We start from the raw sequence: 24237 nt of genomic DNA on the forward strand, positions 1-24237 counted from the left end.
GGTCCAGGGCCGACCGCAGCGCGGTCTCGCGGTCCCGCCAGGGTCCCGCCGGGGCGAGCGGCGTTCCGGTCCACACGGTGGCGAACAGCTCGGCCACGGCACGCACGTCGGCCACGGCGTCCTCGGTGTGGGTGGCGTCGGGTTCCGGCGCGTCGAGGAGGACCAGCTGGGTGACCTCGTGGCCCGCGTCGGTGAGGATCCGGGCGGTCTCCACGGCGAGACGTGCCGCGAACGAGTGCCCGGCCAGCCGGTAGGGGCCCTGCGGACGGTCCGTGAGGACGGCCGTGGCGCAGGCACGCGCCAGCTCCGTCAGACCGTGACCGTCGTTGGTGCCGTGCGGCGCGGCGGAGGTGAACTCCACTCCGCGCACCGGACCCTCGGCGCCGAACCAGGTACGCAGATGCAGCAGCCAGGTGAGCTCACCGGTGGCTCCGGGCAGCCCGTGCAGCGGGACCCCCGGACCGTCGTCCCCGAAGGGGACGGCGACGGCCTGAGGAGCCGGCGTCCCCGCGTCCGCCGCGGGGGCGGCGGGTTCCGGCTCGGCCGCGGACGCCGCCGGGGAGGTGCCGCCGGAGGGTGAGGCGGCGCCGCCGGGGGACGAGGGGTTCCCGTCGGGGGAGACGCCGTACTCGTCGATCAGGTGCCGGACCAGGCTGTTGAGCGTCGTGCACTCGAAGATCGCCGCCATCGGGATGTGGTCGCCGAACGCGGCCTGGAGCCGCTGCATGATCCGCAGCGCGGAGATCGAGTCGACGCCGTAGGCGGTGAGATCCCGCTCGGGGTCCACGGAACCGGGCGCCAGACCGATGCCCTCGGCCAGCAGGACCCGGACCTGGCCGGCCAGACCGTCGCCCGCGGAGGGCGCATCGGCGGCCCGGACACCGTGCGCCTCAGCCGCGTCGGGCGCGGTCGCCGCCGTGGGCTGCGCGGGCACGGAGACCGCCTGCGGCGTGACCCCGGAGCCGTTCAGCGGCGCGCGGGACTTCGGGGCGGCGACGGGCGGCGCCGAACGGGACACCGGGGCTTCGGCGCGGTCGGGGCCTTAGGAGCGGGGCGGGCGGCCGGGGCGGGGACCTCGGGGCCGGGGCGGGGGCGGTCACCGGGGCGGAGGGCGCCGGAGCCGCGGTTGCCGGAGCCGCCGGAGCCGCCGGAGCCGCCTGAGCGACGGCCGGCTCGGCCGGAGCCTGCGCCGGGGCTGCCTGAGCAGCGGCCGTCCGAGCCGGAGCCGGGACTGCCGGAGCCTGAGCCTGACCCACGGCCGCCCGAGCCGGAGCCGTCTGCGCCACGGCCGGCTTCAGGGTGGGCACGGGCGGCAGCCAGTAGCGCTCGCGGGCGAACGGATACGTGGGCAGCCCGGCCACCCGCCGCAGCGGTGCGCCGCGGTGGAGCGCGGTCCAGTCGAGGTCGGCTCCGCGCACCCACAGAGCCGCCGCCTTGCCGAGGTCCCCGTCCCGGGCGAGCTCCAGCACCCGCACGCGGTCGTCCTCGTCGAGCAGCCCCGCGGCCGTGCGGTCGGCCTCGGCCGGCGTGGTGTGCAGCATGGTGTGCAGGGTGGTCGCGCCCTCCTCCCCAGCGGCGAACGCGTGCAGCGCACCGGCCAGCCGGTCCGTCGAGTCGGTCACCACGGCCAGCCTGCGCGGCAGGGCGGCACGGCCGCTCTGCAGCGTGCGGGCCACCTCCGCCGCGTCCAGCCGGCCGTCGGGGCCCCGGAGCGAGGCCCGGTCCAGATGCTCGGCCAGCTGCCCGGCGTACGTCCGGAGCTGGTCGTCGGAGTGGGCGCTCAGCACGAACAGCTGCGCCCTGCCGGTGGCCGGAGCGGTCGGCCGCGGGTCGGTGAACTCCTCCACCACCACGTGGGCGTTGACGCCCCCGAAGCCGAAGGAGCTGATCCCGGCGAGGCGCGGCGCCTCGGCCCCCGACGCCGTGCGCGGGCGGTCCCACGGGCGGGCGCCGTCCACCAGGTGGAAGGGGCTGCCCGCCAGGTCGAGGAGCGGGTTGGGGCGCTCCACGTGGAGGGTCGGCGGGAGCATCCGGTTGCGGATCGACAGCACGGTCTTGATCAGCCCGGCCACCCCCGCCGCGGTCTCCAGGTGCCCGACGTTGGTCTTGACGCTGCCGAGGCCGATGAACTGCCCCTTGTCCTGGGCCACCCCGAGCTCGCGGAAGGCCCGGGTCAGACCGTTGAGCTCGACCGGGTCGCCCAGCGCGGTGCCGGTCCCGTGGGCCTCGACATAGCCGACGAGGGAGGCGTCGGTGCCGCCCCGGCGGTGGGCCGCCGTGATGACGGCCGCCTGGGACTCGGAGTTGGGCGCGGTCAGCGACGCGGCACGCCCGCCGTGGTTGACCGCTGTGCCGCGCACCAGGGCGTACACCGTGTCACCGTCGCGCAGTGCCGCGGAGAGCGGCTTGAGCAGGACGGCGCCGACCCCCTCACCGCGCACGTAGCCGTCGGCGCGGTGGTCGAAGGTCTTGCAGCGGCCGTCCGCGGCGAGCATCCCGGACTTGCCGAAGGCCAGGTAGCCGGTCGGTGTGAGGGTGAGGTTGACGCCGCCCGCGAGGGCCGCCGTGCACTCACCGTCGTGGATGGCGCGCACCGCGCGGTGCACGGCGACCAGGCTGGAGGAGCAGGCGGTGTCCACGGGCTCGCTCGGGCCGCGGAGGTCGAGGAGGTAGGAGACGCGGTTGGCGAGGATGCTGTGGGCGTTGCCGCTGGCGAGCTGTCCGTCGATCTCCGCACCCGACTCCAGCAGCAGCGAGGCGTACTCGGTGGAGCCGCACCCCACGAACACCCCCGTGTCGCTGCCCGCGAGGGAGGCCGGGTCGTGGCCCGCGTCCTCGACGGTCCGCCACGCCGTCTGGAGGAACAGCCGGTGCTGGGGGTCCATGAGCCGCGCCTCACGCGGCGAGAGGCGGAAGAAGGACGGATCGAACAGGTCGGCGTCCGCCAGGAAGCCGCCCCAGCGCGAGGGCACCTTCTCCGGGTCGGTCTTCGGGTCTCCGTAGATCTCCCTCCAGTCGAACCGTTCGGCGGGGATCTCCCCGACGAGGTCGCGTCCGGACAGGAGGTTCGTCCAGTACGTCTCCACATCCGGGGAGCCGGGGAACGCGCCGGCCATGCCCACGATGGCGATCGGCTCGCGTGCTCCGGCGGCCGGTGCGGCGGCCGCCACGGGCACGGGTGCGGCCGGCGCCGGAGGGGCCGTGGGCGGGGCGGCCACCTCACCCGCCGGGGACGGGGCGGCCACCTCACCCGCCGCGGGCGTCCGCTCCTCGGCGAGTGCGGCGATCAGCGCCGCCACATTGCGGAAGCCGTACAGATCGGCCGGGTTGAGACGGGTGTCCAGTTCTGCGTTCACCCGGTCGGTGAGGTCCATGACGGTGACCGAGTCGAACCCGAAGTCGCTCAGGTGCTCGTCGAGGCCGATGTCGTCGGGCAGCACCCCGAGGACCGCGGCGACGGCGTCCACCACCGTCGCGCGTATGTGCTCGACGGCCTCGGGGGAGGGGCGTCCGGTGGGCTGTGACACGTCGTTCTCCTCGGTGTGGGAGGTCTGCTGGGGAGAGGTCCCGGGGCCTTCGGGCGCCGACGGGGCCTCGGCCGGTCCGGCGCCCGCGGCCCCGGGCGCGGTGCTCGTGGGAAGCCGGTGCGGGGTGCGGGCGAAGGGGTAGCCGGGCAACGAGACGATCCGCCCGTCACCCCGTCCCAGCGCGGTGCCGGCACCGGACAGCTCGGCGCCACCGGCCCAGGCCGCGGCCGCGTCGGTCAGCGATGCCTGGTCCGCGGTCGCCGGTAGGGAGTGGACCGCCGCCTCGTCCGTCCCGACCCGCCCCGCGTGGACCGCGGACACGTCCTCGCCCGCCAGGTGCCGGCTCAGGGCGCGGACCAGCTCCGGTACGTCGTGCGCGACCACGGCCAGTCGCCGGGCAAGCGGTTCGCGGCCCTCGGCCAGGGTCCGTGCGACGTCCGCCAGATGCGGGGCGCCGTCGCCGAGGCCCGCCAGGTGATCCCTCAACCGGGTCGCGTGTGAGCGCAGTTGCTTCTCTCGGCGGGCCGACAGGAGGACGAGCCGGGGCTCGTCCCGCGGTCGGGTGCCCCGGTCCGGCGCGGGCGGGCCCGCCACCACGACGTGGACGTTGGCGCCGCCCGCGCCGAACGAGCTGACGGCCGCGATCCGGTCCGGCGCCGGCACCTCGGCCGGCCACGGCTCGCGTTCGTCCACCAGGCGCAGCGTGCGGCCGTCGAACTCGCCGAGCGGCCGGTGGCAGTCCAGGGTGGCGGCCAGCTCGCCGTGGCGGAGCTGGAGGAGCACCTTGGCCAGCTGCGCCATCCCGGAGGCCGCCTCCAGGTGCCCCAGGGACGGTTTGACCGAGCCGACCGCCGTACCGCGTCCCCCGAAGACCCGGGCGAGCGCCTCGGCCTCCACGGGATCGGCCAGCGGGGAGCCGGTCGCCTGCGCCTCCACGTACTGCACCGCTTCGGCGGCGACGCCCGCCCGTGCCAGCGCCCGGCGGATCAGCTCCTCCTGGGCGTCGGCACTCGGCGTGACCATGCTGCTCGTCGCGCCGTTGGAGTTGACCGCCGAACCGAGCACCAGACCGTGCACCCGGTCGCCGTCGCGCCGTGCCGCGGACAGCGGCTTGAGCACCACCGCGCCCACGCCCTCCCCGGGCACCATGCCGTCGGCGTCCTGCGCGAAGGAGCGGCTGACGCCGTCCGGGGAGAGCATGTTCATCGCCGACAGGGCGGTGTGGTGCGAGGGTTCCAGGATCAGGTTGACGCCGCCGACCACGGCCGCGCCGCAGTCGCCGCGCCGGATGGCCTCGCACGCCAGGTGCAGCGCGGTCAGCGAGGACGAGCAGGCCGTGTCCACCGCCAGGCTCGGCCCGGTGAAGCCGAAGGTGTACGAGGTGCGGTTCGCCGCCGACCAGTGCGAGGAGTGGGCCCGGGCCTCGGAACCCGCGCCCCTCCGCTCGGCCGCGATCACCTGGTAGGGGCTGTGCATCAGGCCCGCGAACACCCCGACGCCGGATCCGTTGGTCCGCCGGGCGGCGTGCTCCAGCGCACGGCGGGTCGTGCCGGCGTCCTCCAGCGCCGTCCACACGGCCTCCAGGAAGAGGCGCTCCTGCGGATCGGTGCGCTCGGCGTCACGCGGGGACATCCGGAACACCAGCGGGTCGAACGCCTCCACGTCCTCCAGGAAGGCGCCCCAGCGTGCGGTGCGCACCGCGCCCGCCGGGTCCCAGCGCTCGTCGGGGATCTCGGAGACGGCCCGCCGTCCCGCGCGCAGGTGCTCCCACAGGGCGTCGTATCCGTCCGCACCGGGGAAGCGCCCGGAGACCCCGACGACGGCGATGGGTTCGCCGGGCGCCGCAGCCGCAGAGGCGTCCGGTACCGGGACCGCGTCCGGCACCGGCGCCTGCGCTTCCGCCGTCACTGCTGCTGACGTCGTCGCCGCCGTCCGTCGTGCCGTCGCGGTCATGGCCGGCGGGGGCACCGCGGCCGTGGTGGCCGCGCGGCGGCGCACCGGCACCGTCGGCGTACTCCGGTCGACCAGCCGCGCCAACGGCTGGGCCGGGTCGTTCAGCAGGGACGCGGTGACGCCGCTCAGGGAGGTGGACTCGTAGGGAACGGTACGGGGGATGGGACCGAGGTCGGCCTCGATCCGGTCCACGACCTCCATGCTGACCAGCGAGTCGCAGCCGTAGGCGGCCAGCGGGGTGTGCGGGTCCAGCTCGCTCGCGTCGAGCTTGAGCACGTCGCCGAAGACCCGTGCCAGGTAGGAGGTCGCGACCTCGGCCGGCACCGGACCCGTGGACGTGGCGGGATCCCCCGGGGGGAGCACCGGACCCGTGGGCGTGGACGCATCCTCCGGGGGCAGCAATGGACCCGTGGGCGCGGCGGCGTCCCCCGGCGTCCGGTCGGCCGCGGGCCGTACTCCGGCGAAGCGGGCGAACGCCTCCGCGTGGGACTCCAGGAGAGCCTCGGCCACTCCGTTCAGCGAGGTCGACTCGAAGGGCACGTCGCGGAGCGCGGCCCCCAGGTCGCCCTCGATGCGGTCGGCGGCCTCCATGCTGACCAGCGAGTCGCAGCCGTAGGCGGCCAGCGGGGTGTGCGGGTCCAGCTCGCTCGCGTCGAGCTTGAGCACGTCGCCGAGGACCCGGGTCAGGTAGGAGACCGCCTCCGCGCGGAGGGCGGGAGCCGAAGCGTCCCGCACGCTCGCGGGCGGCGCGGCTTCCGGCTCCGGTGTCCGCACCGCTTCCGTGGACTCCGCCCGCACCCGGCGGGTGGGCACCGGCCAGCCGTCCCGCTCGGCCAGCAGCACATGCTGTCCGGCGGCCGCGTCGTCCGGTCCCGCCGCACCCACCACGCGCACGCCGCACAGTCCGGAATCCAGCAGGACCGACCGCCACGCGCCCGGGGTGAGCAGCGGGGAGTGCGGCTGCCGCAGTTCACCGTCGTCGTAGGCCCACCAGCCCTCGGTGAGACCGAAGACCATGGTCACGGCGTCCAGGACGCGCGTGCCCTCGTTGACCAGGAGCAGCCCGCCGGGCCGCAGCAGCCGTGCCGCCGCCCGTACGTTGTGGCGCACGTCCGGCGTCGCGTGCAGCACGTTCGCGGCGAGCACCACGTCGTAGCCCTCCTCGGCGAAGCCCTGCTCCGCCGGGTCCCGCGCGATGTCCAGAACCGAGAAGCGCGCCTGCGGGTACGCCTCGGAGAACCGCTCGCGGGCCCTGCGGACCAGGCCGGGGGAGAGATCGGTGAAGGCGTAGTCGAACCGGTCGCCCAGCGGCTCCAGCGCGTCGAGCACCGGACGGCTCGTGCCCCCGGTACCGGCGCCGATCTCCAGGATCCGCAGCCGCTCACCGTCCACCGCCACCCGCTGCCGCGCGTACGCGGCGACCGCCTGCGCGCTCACCGCGTTGAAGTGCTCCGAGCGCGGGTCGTCGTGGTACAGCGGCGCCAGCTTGTGGTCGCTGCCGCCCGGGAAGAGCACCGTCAGGCCCTTGCGGCGACCGCACAGCACGTCCGGCAGCACCTCGGTGCACTCGCGCAGCAGATCGGCGAGAGCGGCGGCGTGGGGGTACGCGCCGACGAGCCGCTCGCGCGTCGCGGCGGACGCCTCCGGGTCCGGTACGTCGGCCTCGCCCGCGGGCACGGTCAGCGTCCCGTCCCCGTGCGTGACGACGTGCCCGCCGCGTGTCAGGGCGAACAGCGCCGCGTCGAAGAGGCGTTCCTGCTCCGGCAGCACGCCCAGCCGCCCGGCGAGTTCGTCGCGGGAGACGGTCGCCCCGGGGGCCGGCCAGGCCCCGTGGCCGAGGAACGCGTCGCGCAGCAGCGTGCGCGCGTACGGTTCCAGCGTGTCGAAGAAGGCCGCTCCGGTGAGCCGGGCATCGTCGGCGGTCCGCCGCAGCGCCGCCGACGCGGCAGCCCGCACGGCCGCGGAGCGCGCCTCGCAGGCGGCCCGCGGACGGTCGGCGGCCTCGTCGTCGGCACCGGTGAGCCGGACCGGGGCGACCTGCACGACGGGACCGGCCAGGACGCGACGGAACGCGTCCAGCCCGGCGGTGTCGCTGATCGGCTCGACGCCGAGCCGCGCGGTCACCCGGTCGCGGTAGTCGTCGGTGGCGACCGACCCGCTCTCGCCCCACAGGCCCCAGTTGAAGACCTTGACGGGGCGCCGCAGACGGGCCGCGAGGAACCGGCCGTAGGCGTCCTGGAAGGTGGAGGCCGCCGCGTAGTTGGCCTGGCCCGCGTTGCCGTTGTGGGAGATCGCGGAGGAGAAGAGGGCGAAGAAGTCCAGCGGTTCGTCCGCGAGGACCCGCTCCAGCACCACGGTGCCGTACGCCTTCGGGCCGAAGGCGGAGCGCAGTGTCCGCTCGTCCATCCGTGACAGCGTGCGGTCGTTGAGGACGAACGCGGAGTGGACGACACCGTCGACGCCGCCCCAGTCGTGCCGCATCTCCGCGACGACGGAACGCAGCGCGGCCTCGTCGGTCACGTCGGCGGAGGCGTAGCGCACCCGCTCCGGCAGCTCGGTCAGCAACGACCGTACGACGTCCGGCAGTTCGCTCTCCTTCCGGCGGCCGACCAGCTGGACCCGGGCGCCGTGCTCCCGCGCCAGGTACGCGCCGACGGTCATCCCCAGACCGCCCGCACCCCCGGTGATCAGGTAGCGCCCGCCCTCCCGAAGCGGCAGTTCGCCGTCCGGGCCGGGCAGTTCGACCCGCTCCAGGCTGCGGGCGTAGCGCACTCCGCCCGAGAGCGCCACCGAGTGCGCCGGGCGCGCGGCCGGCTCGGCCGTCAGCCGGCCGATCAGCCCGGAGAAGTCGGCCGCGCGGGACGCGTCGAGCAGATCCTCGCGGGCGACGTCGGCACAGCTGACGGCGAGGAACTTGAGCTCGCGCGACGCCGAGGCGGCGAGCCCCGGAATCCCGCCCGCGAAGGGGTTGCGGGCCGCGAGGGCCTCGTCGGTCTGCTGGACCCCCGAGGTGACCACGTGGAGCCGCACATCGCCCCCGGGGCGGCGTGCGTCCAGGGCCTTGAGGAGGTGGAACAGCGCCACCGGCCCTTCGTCGAGTGCCAGATCGAGCTGGCCCAGGTCGTCCGCCGAGTACAGCCGCTCCTCGACGCCGCCCAGGAACCAGATGTCGGCGGGCTGCTCGTCGGCCCGCAGGAGCGTGTCGAACCCCTCGGACCCGGGGGCCAGGTCCTCCAGCAGGGCGTGGCGGACCGGCCGGCCGGCCGCGTGGTGGTGTGCCGCCAGAGCGGCCCCCAGACCGTGGTCGCGGCCGGTGCCCAGGATGAGGACCGGCCCCTCCGCGGCGGGGGCCGGGCGCTCCAGGGGCGCGGGCCGCCACACCGAGCGGTAGAGCGGCACGTCCGCCTCCGTCCGCTCCGGCAGGTGCGCGTCGGGGAGGGAGGGGCGGGCGATGCGCAGCCCCTCGAAGCGGACGAGGACCGTGCCGTCGGCGGCGGCCAGTTCCACGTCGGCACGGGCCGTGCCGCGTACGGAGTCGATCGAGACCAGCCTGGCGTACGCGTGCCTCGCCTCCTGGGCGGGGCCGTCGACCGTGACCCGGGCCACCGAGGCGGGCAGCGCGGTCCGCGGCTCGCCCTCGGGCAGCACGCCCTGGACGGCGTGCAGGGCGCTGTCCGTCATCGCCGCCTCGACGGCCCACTCGGGGGCGTCCGCGGCGGGCCGGGCCAGTTCGGCCAAAGCCTCGCCGTCCCCGCGATGGAGCGCGGTGAGGCCCCGGAAGAGCGGGCCGTAGCGCAGCCCGGCGGCAGCGGCGTTGCCGTACACCTCGTCGGCTCCGGAACGGCGGGTGCAGCGGGCGCGCACCGCGTCGGCGTCGAGACGGCCGAGCGGCCGCCCGGTACCGGCGGTGAGCGTGCCGGTGGAGTGCACGGTGCCGCTCGCGGCGTCCCGGACCTCGTACGAGGAACCCTCCTCGTCGAAGTCGACGGACACGTCGAGCGTGGCGTCCCCGACCTCCAGGGGCACCCGCCAGCGGACGTCCTCGAACACCACGGGGACGCCGGGGCCGAGCGACGGGGCGGCCTCCCGGGCCAGCGCGAGATGGACCACGCCCGCGACGACGGCGCGGCCCCGCACCAGGTGATCGCCGATCACGGTGTCGGTGCGGCGGAGTACGGACGAGGGGCGGGCGACGGGCCCGGACGCAGCCCGCGGGGCGTTTTCGTCGGCGAGTTCGACCCAGTAGCGCTGGGTGCCGAAGGGGTAGGAGGGCAGGGGCACCGGCAGCGGCCGGGGGCCGTCGCGGAAGACCTCGTCCCACGGGACGCGGGCCCCCGACACCCAGGCGTCGGCGAGCTCCTCGGCGTTCCCTCCGGCCGGCGTGCCGGCCGGTCCCGCCTGGCCGGCGCGCCCGGACCGGACCGCCGGGGCCGGGGCGCCCTCCAGATGGGCGCGGAGCGCGTCCGCCAGCTGTGCCGTCGTGGAGGCGACCACCGCGAGCCGGTGGTCCCACTCCTCACGGCCGGTCAGCAGGGTGAAGGCGATGTCGCGCAGCGGGCGTGAGCCGTCGCGGCCGAGATCGTCGGCCAGCCGCCGGACGGCCTGCTCCAACTGCTCGGGCGTCCGCGCCGACAGGCCGACCGCATAGGGGCGGCCGTCGTCGGGGGCGGCCTCGGGACGGGGCCACTCCTCCAGGACCACATGTCCGTTGGCGCCGCCGGCGCCGAAGGAACTGACCGCCGCACGCCGGGGGGAGCCGTCCGCGGACGCCCACGGTTCGGCCGTGCGCTGCGGGCGGAAGGGCGTCGCCGCCAGGTTCAGCTTGGGGTTGACCGGGTCGCTGTGCAGCGTCGGCACCAGCGTGCGGTGCGCGAACTGCAGGACCACCTTGGTGATGCCGCAGACCCCCGCCGCCGCCTCCAGATGGCCGAGGTTGGACTTCACCGAGCCGAGCGCGCAGAAGCCCGTGGCGTCGGTGTGCTCGGCGAACGCCCGCCTGAGCCCCTCCACCTCGACCGGATCGCCCAGCGAGGTGCCGGTACCGTGCGCCTCGACGTAGGTCACCGAACGCGCGTCGACCCGGGCCGCCCGCAGCGCGTCGGCGACGACGGCGCCCTGGGCGCGCGGGGTCGGCACCGTGTACCCGTTGCTGCGCCCGCCGTGGTTGACGGCGGTGCCCCGCACCACGGCGTGGATGCGGTCGCCGTCGAGGACCGCGTCCGAGAGCCGTTTGAGGATCAGGGCGCCCGCCCCCTCGCCGGGCACGAAACCGTCCCCGCCCTCGCCGAACGCGCGGCAGCGGCCGTCCGAGGACAGCAGGCGCATGTCGGTGAGAGTCGCGTACTTGATGGGGTGGATGTTGACGTTGACACCTCCGGCGACGGCGACCTTCGACTCGCCGGACAGCAGGCTGCGGCACGCGAGGTGCAGCGCGCTCAGCGAACCGGAGCAGGCGGTGTCCAGGACCATGCTCGGGCCGTGCACGTCCAGGACGTAGGAGAGCCGGTTGGCGATGGAGTAGTCCATGGAGTGCGCGAACACCTTGTTGCCGCGTCCCCACTGCTCGGCGCCCACCAGCCCGTACTGCGATCCCGTGACGCCGACGAAGACGCCGACGGCGTGGGTGTCGCCGGTGCGGGAGGACGCGTGCAGCTTGCGCCGCGAGTAGCCGGCGTGTTCCAGGGCCGACCAGGCGACCTCCAGGAAGATCCGCTCATGGGGGTCGAGCTTGGCCGCTTCGCCGGGGGAGATGGCGAAGAACAGCGGGTCGAACCGGGCGACGTCGTCGAGGAATCCGCCCCAGCGGCCGGTGATCGCACCGGGCTCACCGCGCTCGGCGGCCAGGTGACGCGTGTTGTCCCACCGGTCCGCGGGGATCTCGGTGATCAGGTCGGCCCCGTCCCGCAGGGATTCCCAGAACCGGGTGAGATCGTCCCCGCCGGGGTAGCGGCCGCCGACGCCGATGATCGCGACGGCCTCCTCGTAGGGCAGGCCCCCTTCGAGCGTCCCGGCGGAGGCGGAGACCGCCGCCCGGGGGGTGCGGGCCGCCCCGGGCGCCTCCTCGGGAGCCGGGGCGGCGGGGGCCTCGTCGAGTCCCAGCAGCGGACGGAGGGCCCCGGCGTACTGGCCGGCCAGGTGCCGGGCGAGCTCACCGACCGTCCGGTACTCGAAGAAGAGCGTGACGGGCAGCTCCCCGAGACGGTCCTGAAGCCGGGCGGTCAGCTTCTTGATCAGGATCGAGTCGACGCCGATGGTGGAGAACTCCTGGTCGCTGCGGAGCGTCCCCTCCGGAAGCCTCGCGGTGGCCGTGACCAGGCCGAGGAGGTACGTCTCCGTCGCGGCCACCAGGTCCTCGCCGGTCCCGGCCGCGCTCGTCCCGGCCGGTTGCCGGACCGGGGCGGGCGTCCCGGCGGACAGCCCCGACACCCAGGACCCGATGCGTTCGGCATCCCCGTGGACGACCACGGTCTCCGGTTCGCCGCACGCGATCGCGTGCGACAGGGACCGCAGCCCCGCTTCGGTCGGCATGGGGTCCATGCCCTGCGTCTCCTTGAGCACCGAGCGGTTCTCGGCGGATATCTCCATGCCGCCCTCGGCCCACAGGGGCCAGGCGACGGCGAGGGACGCGCCGCTGCGCGAACCGTCCGCCACCCGGCGGGCGCGGGTCTCCGCGAGCGCGCCGAGGGCCCGGTTGGCAGCGGCGTAGTCGGACTGTCCCGCGGCACCGGAGTAGGCCGACGTGGAGGAGAACAGCACGAAGAAGTCGAGCGGCAGGCCGGACGTCGCCCGGTCCAGGTGCGCGGCGCCGTCGAGCTTCACCGACAGCACCCGGCGCGCGGACTCCGTCTCCTTGTTCACCAGGTAGGCGTCCTCGTTGAGCCCCGCCGAGTGCAGCACCCCGTCCAGACCGCCGAACTCGCGCTCGGCGACGGCGACCGCCTCCCCCACGTCCTCACGGCGGGTGACGTCGCCGCGCACGTACACGACCCGGGCGCCGCTTTGCTCCATGGCCCGGAACTCCGCGAGCTGCCCGGCGTCCGCCTCGGAGCGGCCGGTGAGCAGCAGCCGGGCACGGTGGTCGCGGGCCAGCGACGCCGCGATCCGCAGCCCGATGCCCTTGCCGCCGCCGGTGATGAGATAGCGGCCGCCCTCGCGGAAGACCGGGGCGGACGGAGCCTCGGACGTACGGCCCCGGGGACGCAGGACCCGCACCTCGCGGCCGGCCGCGCCGTGGCGGACCTCGGCGAGACCCGGGCGCGCGGCGGACAGTTCGGCCAGGGCGACCCGGAGGGGCCCGTCGGCCCAGGCGGGAACCTCGTCGACCTGGACGGACACCGCTGTCAGACGCCGGTCCTCGGCCGCCAGGACCTGAGCGAACGCGCCGAGTGCCGGGCCCAGTTCGGGACGCGCCCGGCCGGTCACGAGGAACGCGACCGGCAGGGGGCCCGCCGCGCGGTCGGCGATGAGCGCGCGCACGGCCGGAAGGGCCAGCTCCACGGCGTCCTTCGGCCCCGTCGTGTCCGCGGGGAGGTCGAAGACCAGTCCTCGCGGGCGGATGCCGCGAGCACGCAGGTCCGCCAGGTACGCGGTCCAGGACGCGGCGTCGCCCGTCAGGTCGCGGCCCACCCGTGCCACCCGGGCTCCGGGGGGCGTGGCGGGCCGGTCCGCCGCGTCGCCGGCCGTGACCACCAGCACGTCGTGGGCGGCCGCCTCGGCCCGGTCGGCGGGCTCGGCGGCGGGCTCCCAGACCGGGGCGAAGGTGACGAGCTCGCCCGGCCGCCGGGCGGCGGGGGACTGCGCGGTGCGGGCGAGCAGCCGGCCGGCGACCTCCGGGTCGAGCTGCCCGTTGCGGACACGCTCCAGGACCAGGCGGCGGACCGTCTCGGTGTTCGGATTCATCGTTCCATCCCGTCGTTTCGGACCAGGCGCAGGTCCACGTCGTCCACGGTCAGCTCGCCCCTGCTCAGTGCTTCGAGCTGGGCGACCAACTGCTGGGCTGCCTCGTCGTCCCCGGTGGCCGGGGCGGCGGGCCCGTCGGTGGTGCCGGTGTCCGTGCCGGTGTCGGCCTCGGCCCAGTAGCGGTCGGGCGCGAAGGGGTAGCCGGGCAGGCTCACCCGGCGGGCACCGGTCGGGGGGGCCAGGGCGTCGAGCTCCGCTGATCCGGCCCGGCCGGTCGTCCAGTGGCGGGCGAGCGCGCGCGGATCGCGGGTGGGCGCGGCGGCGGTCCCGGTGTGCGACGCGCGCCCGGTGAAGAGACCGTCCACGGTGTCTCCGCGGACGTGTCCGCGCAGGGCCGCGACGAGCCCGCGCAGGTTCCGCGCGACGACGGCCAGCCGCCATTCCATCGCGTCACGTCCGTCGTGCAGGGTGCGGGCCACGGCGCCCGCGGTGAGCGCCGGGTCGCCCTCGACCCGGTCCGCCAGGGCGCGGGCGGCGTCCTTCAGCCGCTCGGGGCCGCGGGCGGACAGCACGTACACCCGCTCCTGTTCCCGGTCCGTCGCGCTTTCGGCCGGGGCGTCCGGGGCGTGCGGCGGGTACTCCTCCAGGACCACGTGGGCGTTGGAGCCGCCGAATCCCATGGCGCTGACCGCCGCCCGGCGCGGCAGCCGCTCGCCCCCCTCACCGACGGGCGCCGCCCAGGCGCGGAGCCGGTCGGCGATCTCGAAGGGGCTGCCGTCGAGATCGAGGAGCGGGTTGGCCTCGCGGAAGTTGACGCTCGGCGGGATCGCGCCGTGACGCAGCGCCAGCACCGCCTTGGCGACCCCCGCGAGGCCGGCGGCCGCTTCCAGATGGCCCATGTTGGACTTGATGGAGCCGACGGCGCACCAGGCGTCGACGGGCTGCTCCTCCGGGACCCCGCTGACCTCCGCGAACGCCTTGCGCAGACCGCGCAGTTCGATGGGGTCGCCCACTTCGGTGCCGGTGCCGTGGGCCTCGACGTACCCGATGGTCCGCGGGTCGGTGCCGGAGCCGCGCAGCACCTGGGAGATGAGCGAGGCCTGAGCCGCCGGGTTGGGAACCGGCAGGGACTGGGCGCGACCGCCGTGGTTGACGCCGCTGCCGCGCACCAGCGCGTGCACCGTGTCGCCGTCGGCCAGCGCCCGCGACAGGGGCTTGACGTAGACGGCGACGACGCCCTCGCCGCGGCTGAAGCCGTTCGCCTCACGGTCGAAGGTGTGGCACCTGCCGTCCGGGGAGAGCGCCCCCATCTGGCCGAGGGCCACGTACATGTCGGGATGGAGCAGGAGATGCACACCGCCCACGATCGCGGTGGCGCATTCGCCGTCCCGGATGGCCCGGACCGCCCGGTGCAGTGCCGTCAGCGAGCTGGCGCACGCGGTGTCGACCGCCTCGCTGGGGCCGTGCAGCCCGAGTTCGAAGGAGATGCGGTTCGCGAGCACCGTCTTGGCGTTGCCGTTGACGGCGTACGGCTCACGGTAGCGGCCGACGTCCGCCAGATGCGCGGTGTAGTCGTGCGAGGTGGCACCGATGAAGACACCGGTGTCGGAGCCGTGCAGGGACGACGGGGCGTGCCCGGAGTCCTCGACGGCGTGCCACGCGGTCTGCAGCATCAGGCGCTGCTGGGGGTCCATCACCTCGGCCTCGCGCCCGGAGATGCCGAAGAACCCGGCGTCGAACTCCGTGACCCCGTCGACGAAGGCGCCCCACTTGCTGTTGGTCTTCCCCTCCTCGCGGTGCGGGTCGCCGAACAGCGGCCGCCAGTCCCAGCGTTCCGCCGGGACCTGCGTCATGTGGTCGGTGCCGGCCCGGAGGTTGTGCCACAGCTCCTCGCTCGTCCGGGCGCCCGGCAGGCGGACGGCCATGCCGACGATCGCGACCGGGTCGTCCTCCCCGGCGGGCGGGGCGGCGACCGCGGGTTGCGGCCCGCTCTCCGTCACCGGCGCGCCCACGAGGCCGGCGCACGCCAGGGGAGCCCGGGTCACGAGGTCCTGGGCGAGGGCGGCGACCGTGCCGGCCTCGTACAGCAGGACCTTCGGGAGCTTGCCGAAGTCGTCCTCCAGTTCCCGCACCAGCTGGATGGTGCCGAGGGAGTCGACGCCGAGATCGGAGAAGGAGACGTCGTCGCCCACGCCGGCGGCGGGCACGGAGAGGAACGAGGCGACGACCTCGCGCAGGTGCGCGCGTACGGCCGCTTCGGTGGACGCGGGGGTGTCCGGGACGGCCGCCGGTGGGGCGGGGGCGCGTTCCCCGGACGCGGGGGCCGTGGCGGCGGGGGCCGTGGCGGTGGCGGTGCCCGGCAGTCCGGCCGCGCGGTCGGCGCCCGCCACGATCACGCACTGGTCGTTCTCGCCGGCCACGCCGTTGTCGTGGGTCTGGACCCAGCTCGACGTGAACCCCGCCCGTCCCAGTACCTCCTGCCACCGGGAGGGGGCGAGCAGCGGGGCGCCCGGCAGCCGCTCGTCGTCCTTGCACGTCCACCAGCTGGGGATCATCGCGAACAGCAGGAACTGGTAGTCGATGTTCGAGGTGATCTCGTTCAGCAGGAGCACCCCGCCGTCGGACAGGAGCCGGCGCAGATGGGCCGCCGAGGAGGTGATGTCCTCCGTCGCGTGCACCACGTTCGACGCGATGAGCAGGTCGTACGACCCCGCCTCGATGCCCTGGTCGGCCGGATCGCGCTCCAGGTCGAAGCGGGTGAAGACCAGGGGCACACCGGACGCGGCGAACGTGCGCCTGGCCTGGCGGAAGTAGGAGGCGGAGACGTCGGTGAACGTGTACTCCACCTGCTCCCCGTAGGGTGCGAGCCGCCGGAGCACCGGACCGGTCGTGCCGCCGGTTCCCGCGCCGACCTCCAGGATCCGCACGGGCTCTCCGGGGCGCTCGGCCAGACGGTCGCGGACGTAGCCGTCCGCGAGGCGCGCGACCACGGCGTTGTAGTGGTCGGCGATGGCGTTGCCGGTGTAGATGCGGCTGAGCAGCTCGTCGATCTCGCCGCCGAAGTACAGGTCCAGGGCCGAGGAGCGGCCCGTGACGACGTCCGGGATGCTCGGCACCACCGCCCGGGCCAGCGCCACATGGTCGGCGACCTCCGGGTGGTCGGCGGCGATCCGGGCGAACTCCACCTCGATGAGGCGGCGTTCGGCTGCCGCGTCCGGCAGGGGGCGCGGAGCGCCGGTCACCACATCGGCGAGGCGGGTGACGAAGCGCCCGTAGGGCTCCACCGCCGGCAGCCCGCTGAGGACGTCGGCGCCGGACAGCTCCCGGGTGACCCCGAGGTGCTCACGCACCGCGAGCGCCGCGAGCCGGGCCCCGACCGTGCCGAGCCGCTCCAGGCCGCGCCGTACGCCGATCGCGTCGTACGCCGACGCGTCCATGAAGGAGCGGGCGGCCGCCAGCGCGCCGGTCACCGGCCCCCCGGCGTCCCCGGCCGGTGCGGAAGCCCGGACGGGGGCCGGTTGTGGTTCAGGGGCGGCGGTGACCGGGGCCGGGGCGGTCTCGCGAAGCCAGAAGGTCTCACCGCCGAAGGGGAGCCCCGGCAGGTTCAGCCGGGGGACGTCCCGCAGGGGCGTCCGGTCGAGGTCGCCGTCCGCGGCCCAGCGGCGGGCGGCCGCCAGGGCCCGGGCGTCCGACCCCGCCGCCGCGCGGACGGTGCCGGCCTCCACCCTTCCCCCGAGGAGCGCGTCGAGTTCGGAGCGCAGCTCATCGGCCGTGCGGGCGACGACGGCGACGCGCGCGGAGTGGTCCTCACGGCCGTGCTGGAGCGTCGCGGCCACCGCAGTGAGCGACAACTCCCCGGTGATTACCGCACGGTGGCGGCGCAGGACCTCGGGCAGCCGGTCGGCGGACGGGGCGGAGAACGGCACGACCAGGCTGCTGTCGCCGGCCCGCTCACGGCGGGCCGGCCGCGGGGCCTCTTCGAGCACGATGTGCGCGCCGGCCCCGCCGAATCCGAAGGAGCTCACCCCGGCCCGGCGTACGGAGCCGGCCCTGGGGCGCCACGCCGAGGTGGCGGACGGAACGGCCAGGAACCCGCTGTCCAGGCCGAGATAGGGGTTCTCGCGGGTGAAGCCCGGCATCGCGGGGACCACGCCGGTCTCCAGCGAGAGGACCGCCTTGACGACACCGACCACCCCCGCGGCGCCCTCGGCGTGGCCCAGATGCGCCTTCGCGGTGCCCAGAGCGACCGGCGGCAGCCCGGTCGGGCCGCCGGCCAGGGCACCGCGCAGGCCGTCCACCTCGATGGGGTCACCCAGCCTGGTGCCCGTACCGTGCGCCTCCAGGAGCCCCATGGTGTGCACCGGGACGCCCGCGTCCCGCCAGGCCCGCTCGATCAGTTCCGACTGACGGTCGGGACGGGGGGCGGTCACGGCGCCCGCGTGCCCGCCGTGGCCGACCGCGGCGCCCTTGATGACGGCACGGACCGGGTCGCCGTCGGCGAGGGCCGCCCGCAGCGGCTTCAGCAGCACCGCGGCGACGGCCTCGGCCGGCACGTACCCGTCGGCGCTCTCGTCGAAGGCGTGGCAGCGGCCGCTCGGCGACAGCGCGCCGGTGCCGGAGAGGGAGAGGTAGTGGCGGGGGGTGAGCATCAGGTTGGCGCCCGCCGCGAACGCCATGGAGCACTCGCCCCGGCGCAGCGACTCCACCGCCAGCTGGAGGGCGTACAGGGAGGAGGAGCACGCCGTGTCGACGGTCAGGCTCGGTCCGGACAGGTCGAAGTAGTGCGAGGGCCGGTTGGCCGCCATCGTGGTGGCGATACCCGTGGCGTCGTACGGCCCCGGCTTGCGGTCCCGGGCGATCATCTCCCCCTCGTAGTCGCGGAAGCACTCGCCGACGAAGACGCCGGTGTCCGAGCCGCGCAGCCGGGGCAGGACGGCCGCGTCCTCGGCGGTCTCGTACAGCACCTCCATCAGCAGCCGTAGTTGCGGGTCCATCGCCTCGGCCTCGGCGCGCGGGATCCCGAAGAAGGCCGCGTCGAACCGGCTCACGTCGTCGAGGAAGCCGCCCGCCGGGCACTCGGTGGTCCCGGCCGGGCCGTCCGCGTCCAGGAAGCGGGAGTGGTCCCAGCGGTCCCCGGGGACGTCGCTGACCAGGTCGCGCCCGCTGACGAGCGCCTCCCACAGCTCACGGGCGTCGGCGGCGCCGGGAAAGCGTCCCGCGAGGCCGATGACGGCGATGTCGCGGTCCGCCGAGGCCACGGCGTCGACGGGCTCCCGGCCCGGCGTCGCTCCCGCGTCCTGAGCCGCCGCTTCCCCGGAGGCGGCCCGCGGGCCCGGTGCCGTCTCCGTGCCGGGTGCCGTCTCCGTGTCCGCCCGGGCCGTCGGCGCGTCCGCCCGCGCCGTCTCCGTGTCCGTCGGTGCCGTCGGCGTCCCCCTGAACGAGGCGAACCAGGCGCTCACCGCCGCACTGTTCTCCCGGGCCAGGTGCGCCGCGAGCTCCGGGACGCGGGTACAGCGGAAGAAGACCGTGGGCGGCACCTCGATGCCGAGCTGACCGCCCAGCAGCTCGCCGAGCGCGACCACGTCGACCGACGTGAGCCCGAGTTCCATGAACGTCCAGGTGAACAGTTCCTCGGAGAGGGCCGCCGTCCGCGGGAGCAGGCCCGTCACGGATTCGCCGATCATCGCCTCCAGCTCGGCCGTCGCATCCGCGCCGGCGGTGCCGGGGGAGTCGGTGGAGCCGTCCGGCACCGGACCGGCGGCGGGGACCGGTGCGCGTCGGCGCTCGGGCCGGATCACCGCGAGGAGCCGCTCGATCTTCGCCCGGTCGCCCTCGAACACCGCGACCTGCGGGCCGTCGTGGGCCAGACCCGCCTCCAGGGCGGCCAGGCCGTGCGCGGTCCCGAGCGGTACCAGGCCGGTGCTGTGGAGGACCTGCGCCTCCACGGCCGGGTTGATGCGCATGCCGCCGTCGTCCCACAGCGGCCAGTTCACCGAGACGCAGCGGCCCCGGCGTTCGCCGCGCTCGGCCAGGCCTTCGCGCCAGGCGGCGAAGGAGTCCAGGTAGGCGTTGGCGGCGGTGTAGTCGGTCGTGCCGATGGAGCCGAGCACGGCCGACGTGGACGAGAACAGCACCAGATAGTCGAGCGGCCGGTCGGCGGTCGCCAGATCGAGATTGCGGGCGCCGTCGAACTTCGGGGCGAGGACACGGCGGATCGAGTCGGGCTTCTTGTTGATCAGCAGGCCGTCCTCGACCACGCCCGCCGTGTGGATCACGCCGGTGACGGTGCCGAAGAGCTCCTCGGCGATCGCGACCAGACGCCGTACGTCCGCGAGCCGGGTCACATCGGCCTGGACGTAGCGGGCCCGCGAGCCCAGCTCCGCCAGCTCCGCGAGGAACTCGCGCTGTTCCGGGCCCTCGGGAGAGCGGCCGAACAGCACGAGGTCCGGCCGGGCGGCGAGCGCCATGCGGCGGGCCACGTGACGGGCGATGCCTCCCGTCCCCCCGCTGATGAGATACGTCCCGCCCGCGCGGGCCAGCGGGGTGCCCGAGGGCAGCGGGGTGGTCGGGGCGAAGCCGCGCACCTCGCGCAGGCCCGTCGCCGTGTAGCGGACCTCCAGGTCACCGGGGCGGCCGGCCTCCGCGAGCAGCACGTCCGCGGCCCGCGCGGGATCGCTCTGGACGGCGGCGAACCGGACGGAGCTGAGCGGCAGCTTGGGCTGCTCCAGGCGCAGGCCCCGGGCGAGACCGCCCACGGACGCGTCCGGCGGACACTCCTGCGGGGCGTGGTAGGCGTGCACCACGGGCAGCGCGGTGCGGCGGCCCATGGCCCACGCCTGGCAGAGTGCGTACACGGACAGCAGCCCGGTGGGCTGCTCCGGACGGCCCGCCGGATCGGAGCCGTCGAGATGCCACAGATGCAGCACCGCGCTGGGCACCCGCCCCTCCGCCTGGAGGGCCTTGCGCACCTGCTCGTGATCCGTGGGGGAATCGGGGGCGACGGTGAAGTGCTCGGCGGAGATCCGTGCGAAGCCCGTGCCGGGGGTCACGAGCACCGCGCCGGTCCGTGCGCGGATCGCCCGGAACCGCTCCTCACCGGTGTCCAGCACCAGGACCGGGCCGCCGTCGAGACCCACCGTCTCCGCGGGTGCGTCGCGGGGCGCCCAGGCCGGTTCGTACAGCATCACCTGTTCCAGGTCGGCGAGCGGCACGGTCCCCCGGCCGGGGACGGCGTCGACGGCCTCGGGCCGTGCGGCGGGCGGCGTCCCGGCCGTGCCACCGGGATCCGCGCGGACCGCCTGCGGCGCGACGGGAGCCGCCTCGGGCGGGGTCACCCAGTGCCGGTCCCCGGCGAACGGGTAGGCGGGCAGGGCGATACGCCGCCCTCCGGGCACCGGGGCCAGGACGTTCACCGTGCCGTCCGCCCACGCCCGCGCGATCGCGTCCGCCGGACCCGACGGCGGTGCGGCGGGCGACGAGCCGGCTCCCGTACGCCGCGCCGTGGCACGGAAGTGCGCCACGGCGGGGGTGCGGCCCGCCACGAAGTCCTCCAGCGCGTCGCTGAGTTCGGCGGTCGAGGCGACGACGATGCCGAGCCGCTCGCCCAGATGCCTGCGCCCCACCGCGAGGGTGTGCGCCACATCGGCGAGGCGGGTACGGGGCTCGGCGCGCAGGGCCGCCGCCAGGTCGCTCGCCCGCCGCGTCAGCTGTCCGCCGGTGCGGGCGGACAGCGCGACGACCCGGTGGGCCGCCGGATCGGGGGCCGGACCGACCGGCGCGGGCACGTACTCCTCCAGGACGACATGGGCGCCCGAGCCCCCGAACCCGAAGCCGCTGACCGCCGCCCGCAGGGGCAGGGAGCGGCCGGTCTCCGGATCGGTGAGCGGGGTCCACGGCTCCTCGGCGGCCGGCAGCCGGAACGGCGAGGCGGCGAAGTCGATGTCGGAGTTGGGGTGTTCGGCGTGCGGGGCCGGGACGAGCGTGCGGTGGCGCAGGCACAGCAGGATCTTGGTGATCGAGGCGAGACCGGCGGCGGCCTCGGTGTGGCCGATGTTCGCCTTCACCGAGCCGATCGCGCAGAAGCCGCGCGCGTCGGTCTCCTTGCGGAAGGTCCGCGTCAGGGCGTCGACCTCCAGCCGGTCGCCCAGCGCGGTCGCCGCGCCGTGCGCCTCCAGGAGCGTCACCGTCGAGGCCGGAACCCCGGCCCGGGCCAGGGCGTCCTCCACGACGCGGCTCTGCGCGTCGGGGCTGGTGACGGTGTAGCCCGGCGTACGGCCGGTGTGGTTCACCGCCGAGCCCCGTACGACAGCCAGGATCCGGTCCCCGTCCGCCTCGGCGTCGGCCAGCGGCCGTACGATCAGGGCGCCCACGCCGTCCGCCGGCACGTACCCGGAAGCGCCGTCGCCGAACGGCCGGCTCGTCCCGTCCTTCGACAGCAGCCCGTTGGCCGCCGAGCGCACGTACTTGTACGGGTGCAGCGACAGGCTCGCCCCGCCCACCAGGGCCGCTCGGCACTCACCGCGCCGGATCGACTCGCACGCCTGGTGCAGGGCGGTCAGCGAGGACGAGCAGGCGGTGTCGACCAGCACGCTGGGGCCGCGGAAGTCGAAGGCGTGGCTGACCCGGTTGGGTATGCCGCCGAGCCAGCTCAGCGCCACGTCCGTCCCGCCGCCCCGGACGCTCTCCAGACCGTGCAGGTGGTAGTCGGCCCACATGGACCCGGCGAACACCCCCACCGGTCCCCGGGCCGCGGCGGAGATGGACTCCGGCGTGTACCCGGCGTCCTCCAGGGCCGACCAGGCGACCTCCAGGAACTGCCGCTCGTGGGGGTCCATCAGCTTCGCCTGCTGCGGAGGGATGTTGAAGAACAGCGAGTCGAACCGGTCCACGCCGTCGATGAAGCCGCCGCGCCGGAGATACGTGCGCCCGGGGACGCCCGCCTCCGGCGCGTACCAGTCGTCGGCGTTCCAGCGGTCGGCCGGGATCTCGCCCAGGCAGTCGCGTCCGGAGCGCAGGACGTCCCAGAACTCCTCCAGGTCCCGGGCGCCGGGGTACCGGCCCGCCACGCCGATGATCGCCATCGGGGCGTCTTTCTGGGCCGGGGCCGGGGCCTGGGCCTGGGCCGCGGCCGGTGTGGGCGTGGGTACGGGTGCGGGTGCCGTGGCGGCGGGTGTGGGTGTGGGTGTGGGTGCTGCGGGGGGTGTGGTGGGGGTGGTGGTTGTGGGGGTCTGGATTCCTTCTTCGTGGAGGTGGGTGACGAGTTGGCTGATGGTGGGGTGTTCGAAGAGGAGGGTGGGGTAGAGCTGGGTGTTCAGTGCGGTTTCGAGTCGGCCGGCGATGTTGAGGAGGTCGACGGAGGTGAGTCCGAGTTCGTCGTAGAAGCCCTGGTCGGGGTGGACGGTGGGGGTGGGGTTGCCGGTTCGTTCGGTGATGTGTGCGGCGATGAGGTCGGTGACGAGCGCGGTGAGGTCGCCCGCCGGAGCAGGCGCCGTGGCGGCGGGTGTGGGTGTGGGTGCTGCGGGTGCCGTGGTGGGGGTGGTGGTCGTGGGGGTCTGGATTCCTTCTTCGTGGAGGTGGGTGACGAGTTGGCTGATGGTGGGGTGTTCGAAGAGGAGGGTGGGGTAGAGCTGGGTGTTCAGTGCGGTTTCGAGTCGGCCGGCGATGTTGAGGAGGTCGACGGAGGTGAGTCCGAGTTCGTCGTAGAAGCCCTGGTCGGGGTGGACGGTGGGGGTGGGGTTGCCGGTTCGTTCGGTGATGTGTGCGGCGATGAGGTCGGTGACGAGCGCGGTCAGATCGCCCGCCGGTGCGGGAGCCGGAGCCGACGCCTCGGCGGGGGCAGGAGCGGAGGCGGGGACCGCAGCCGGTGCAGGGGCCGGCGCGGCGACCGGCGTGGTGGGACCCGGCCGCGCCGCCTTCGCGGCATTGAGCCGCTGTCCCTCCTCCGCGTGCTTGCGGATGTCCTCGGTGGTCCGCACCCGTTTGGCCCGGTAGCCGCCCAGCCGGACCGCGACCTCGCCGTCCGGTGTGCACAGGTCGATGTCGGCGACGACCGCCTGCGTGCTGTCGTCCACATGGAGATTGGCCAGCCGGGGCGCGTGCACCAGCGTGCGGGCCTCCAATGACCGGCGGGCCCGGAAGGAGTCGACGTAGATCGGGATGAACGGCTGGACGATGCCGCGCCGCACCGGCTCCGGGAACTGCAGGAACGGCACCAGGACGGAGAAGTCCATGAACACGGGGTGCACGAAGAAGTGGCCGATCTGCTCGACCGCGCTCGGGTCGAGGTGCACGTCGGCGACCGAGAAGCCGGCGCCCGCTCCGACCCGGCCCTGCACCTTCATGAAGGGGCCGTGCTCGATGTCGAGCTGACGGGCGAGACCGTACAGGTCGTCCGCGTCCAGCGAGAGGGGACCCGACGCCACGTCCAGCCGTCCGGCGGGCACCGGGGCCGGCTCCCAGGGGCCCACCGCATGGATCTCCGCCTGGAAGTTGGTCTGCCACTCCTCGTCGGCGACCTCCCCGCCGACCAGCGGGCGGCTGCGCACCGCGACCGGGACCGCGCCGCGCCCGTCGGGCTCGCCGACCGTCACCTGCAACTGGCGGTCCAGATCGCCCACGGCGATCAGCGGCCGGATGAAGACGCAGCGCCTCAGCTCCACCACCGACGGGTCCACCCCGAGATGGCGCACCAGGCGCAGCACCAGGTCCAGGTGGAAGACGCCGGGCAGGACGGGCGTGCGGTGGACGAGGTGGTCGCGTACCGAAGCGTCCTGAGCGGTCACCCGTGTGGCGAACCGGTGGCCGCCGAGGGATCGCAGCACGGCCTCCGCGTCAAAGGACCGATGAGTGTCGGACATCG

2 protein-coding genes and 1 pseudogene are annotated in these 24237 nt (G+C 75.3%); all 3 read right to left on the bottom strand.

Annotated features, from left to right (window positions below):
- Positions 1–94: 94 nt before the first annotated feature.
- Positions 95–934, bottom strand: a pseudogene (locus KME66_RS34600) (phosphopantetheine-binding protein); the annotation flags it as partial.
- A complete protein-coding gene (locus KME66_RS26030; protein ID WP_216326558.1) occupies positions 891–13379 on the bottom strand; it encodes an SDR family NAD(P)-dependent oxidoreductase in 12489 nt (4162 codons plus the stop codon). The pseudogene KME66_RS34600 and the gene KME66_RS26030, both read right to left, overlap by 44 nt.
- Positions 13376–24235 (bottom strand): SDR family NAD(P)-dependent oxidoreductase, encoded by a 10860-nt coding sequence (locus tag KME66_RS26035; RefSeq protein WP_216326561.1) that lies wholly within the window; start codon positions 24233–24235, stop codon positions 13376–13378. Before KME66_RS26035 ends, KME66_RS26030 begins: the two co-directional genes overlap by 4 nt.
- Positions 24236–24237 lie beyond the last annotated feature (2 nt).

This window comes from Streptomyces sp. YPW6 (assembly GCF_018866325.1).
Taxonomy (GTDB): Bacteria; Actinomycetota; Actinomycetes; order Streptomycetales; family Streptomycetaceae; genus Streptomyces.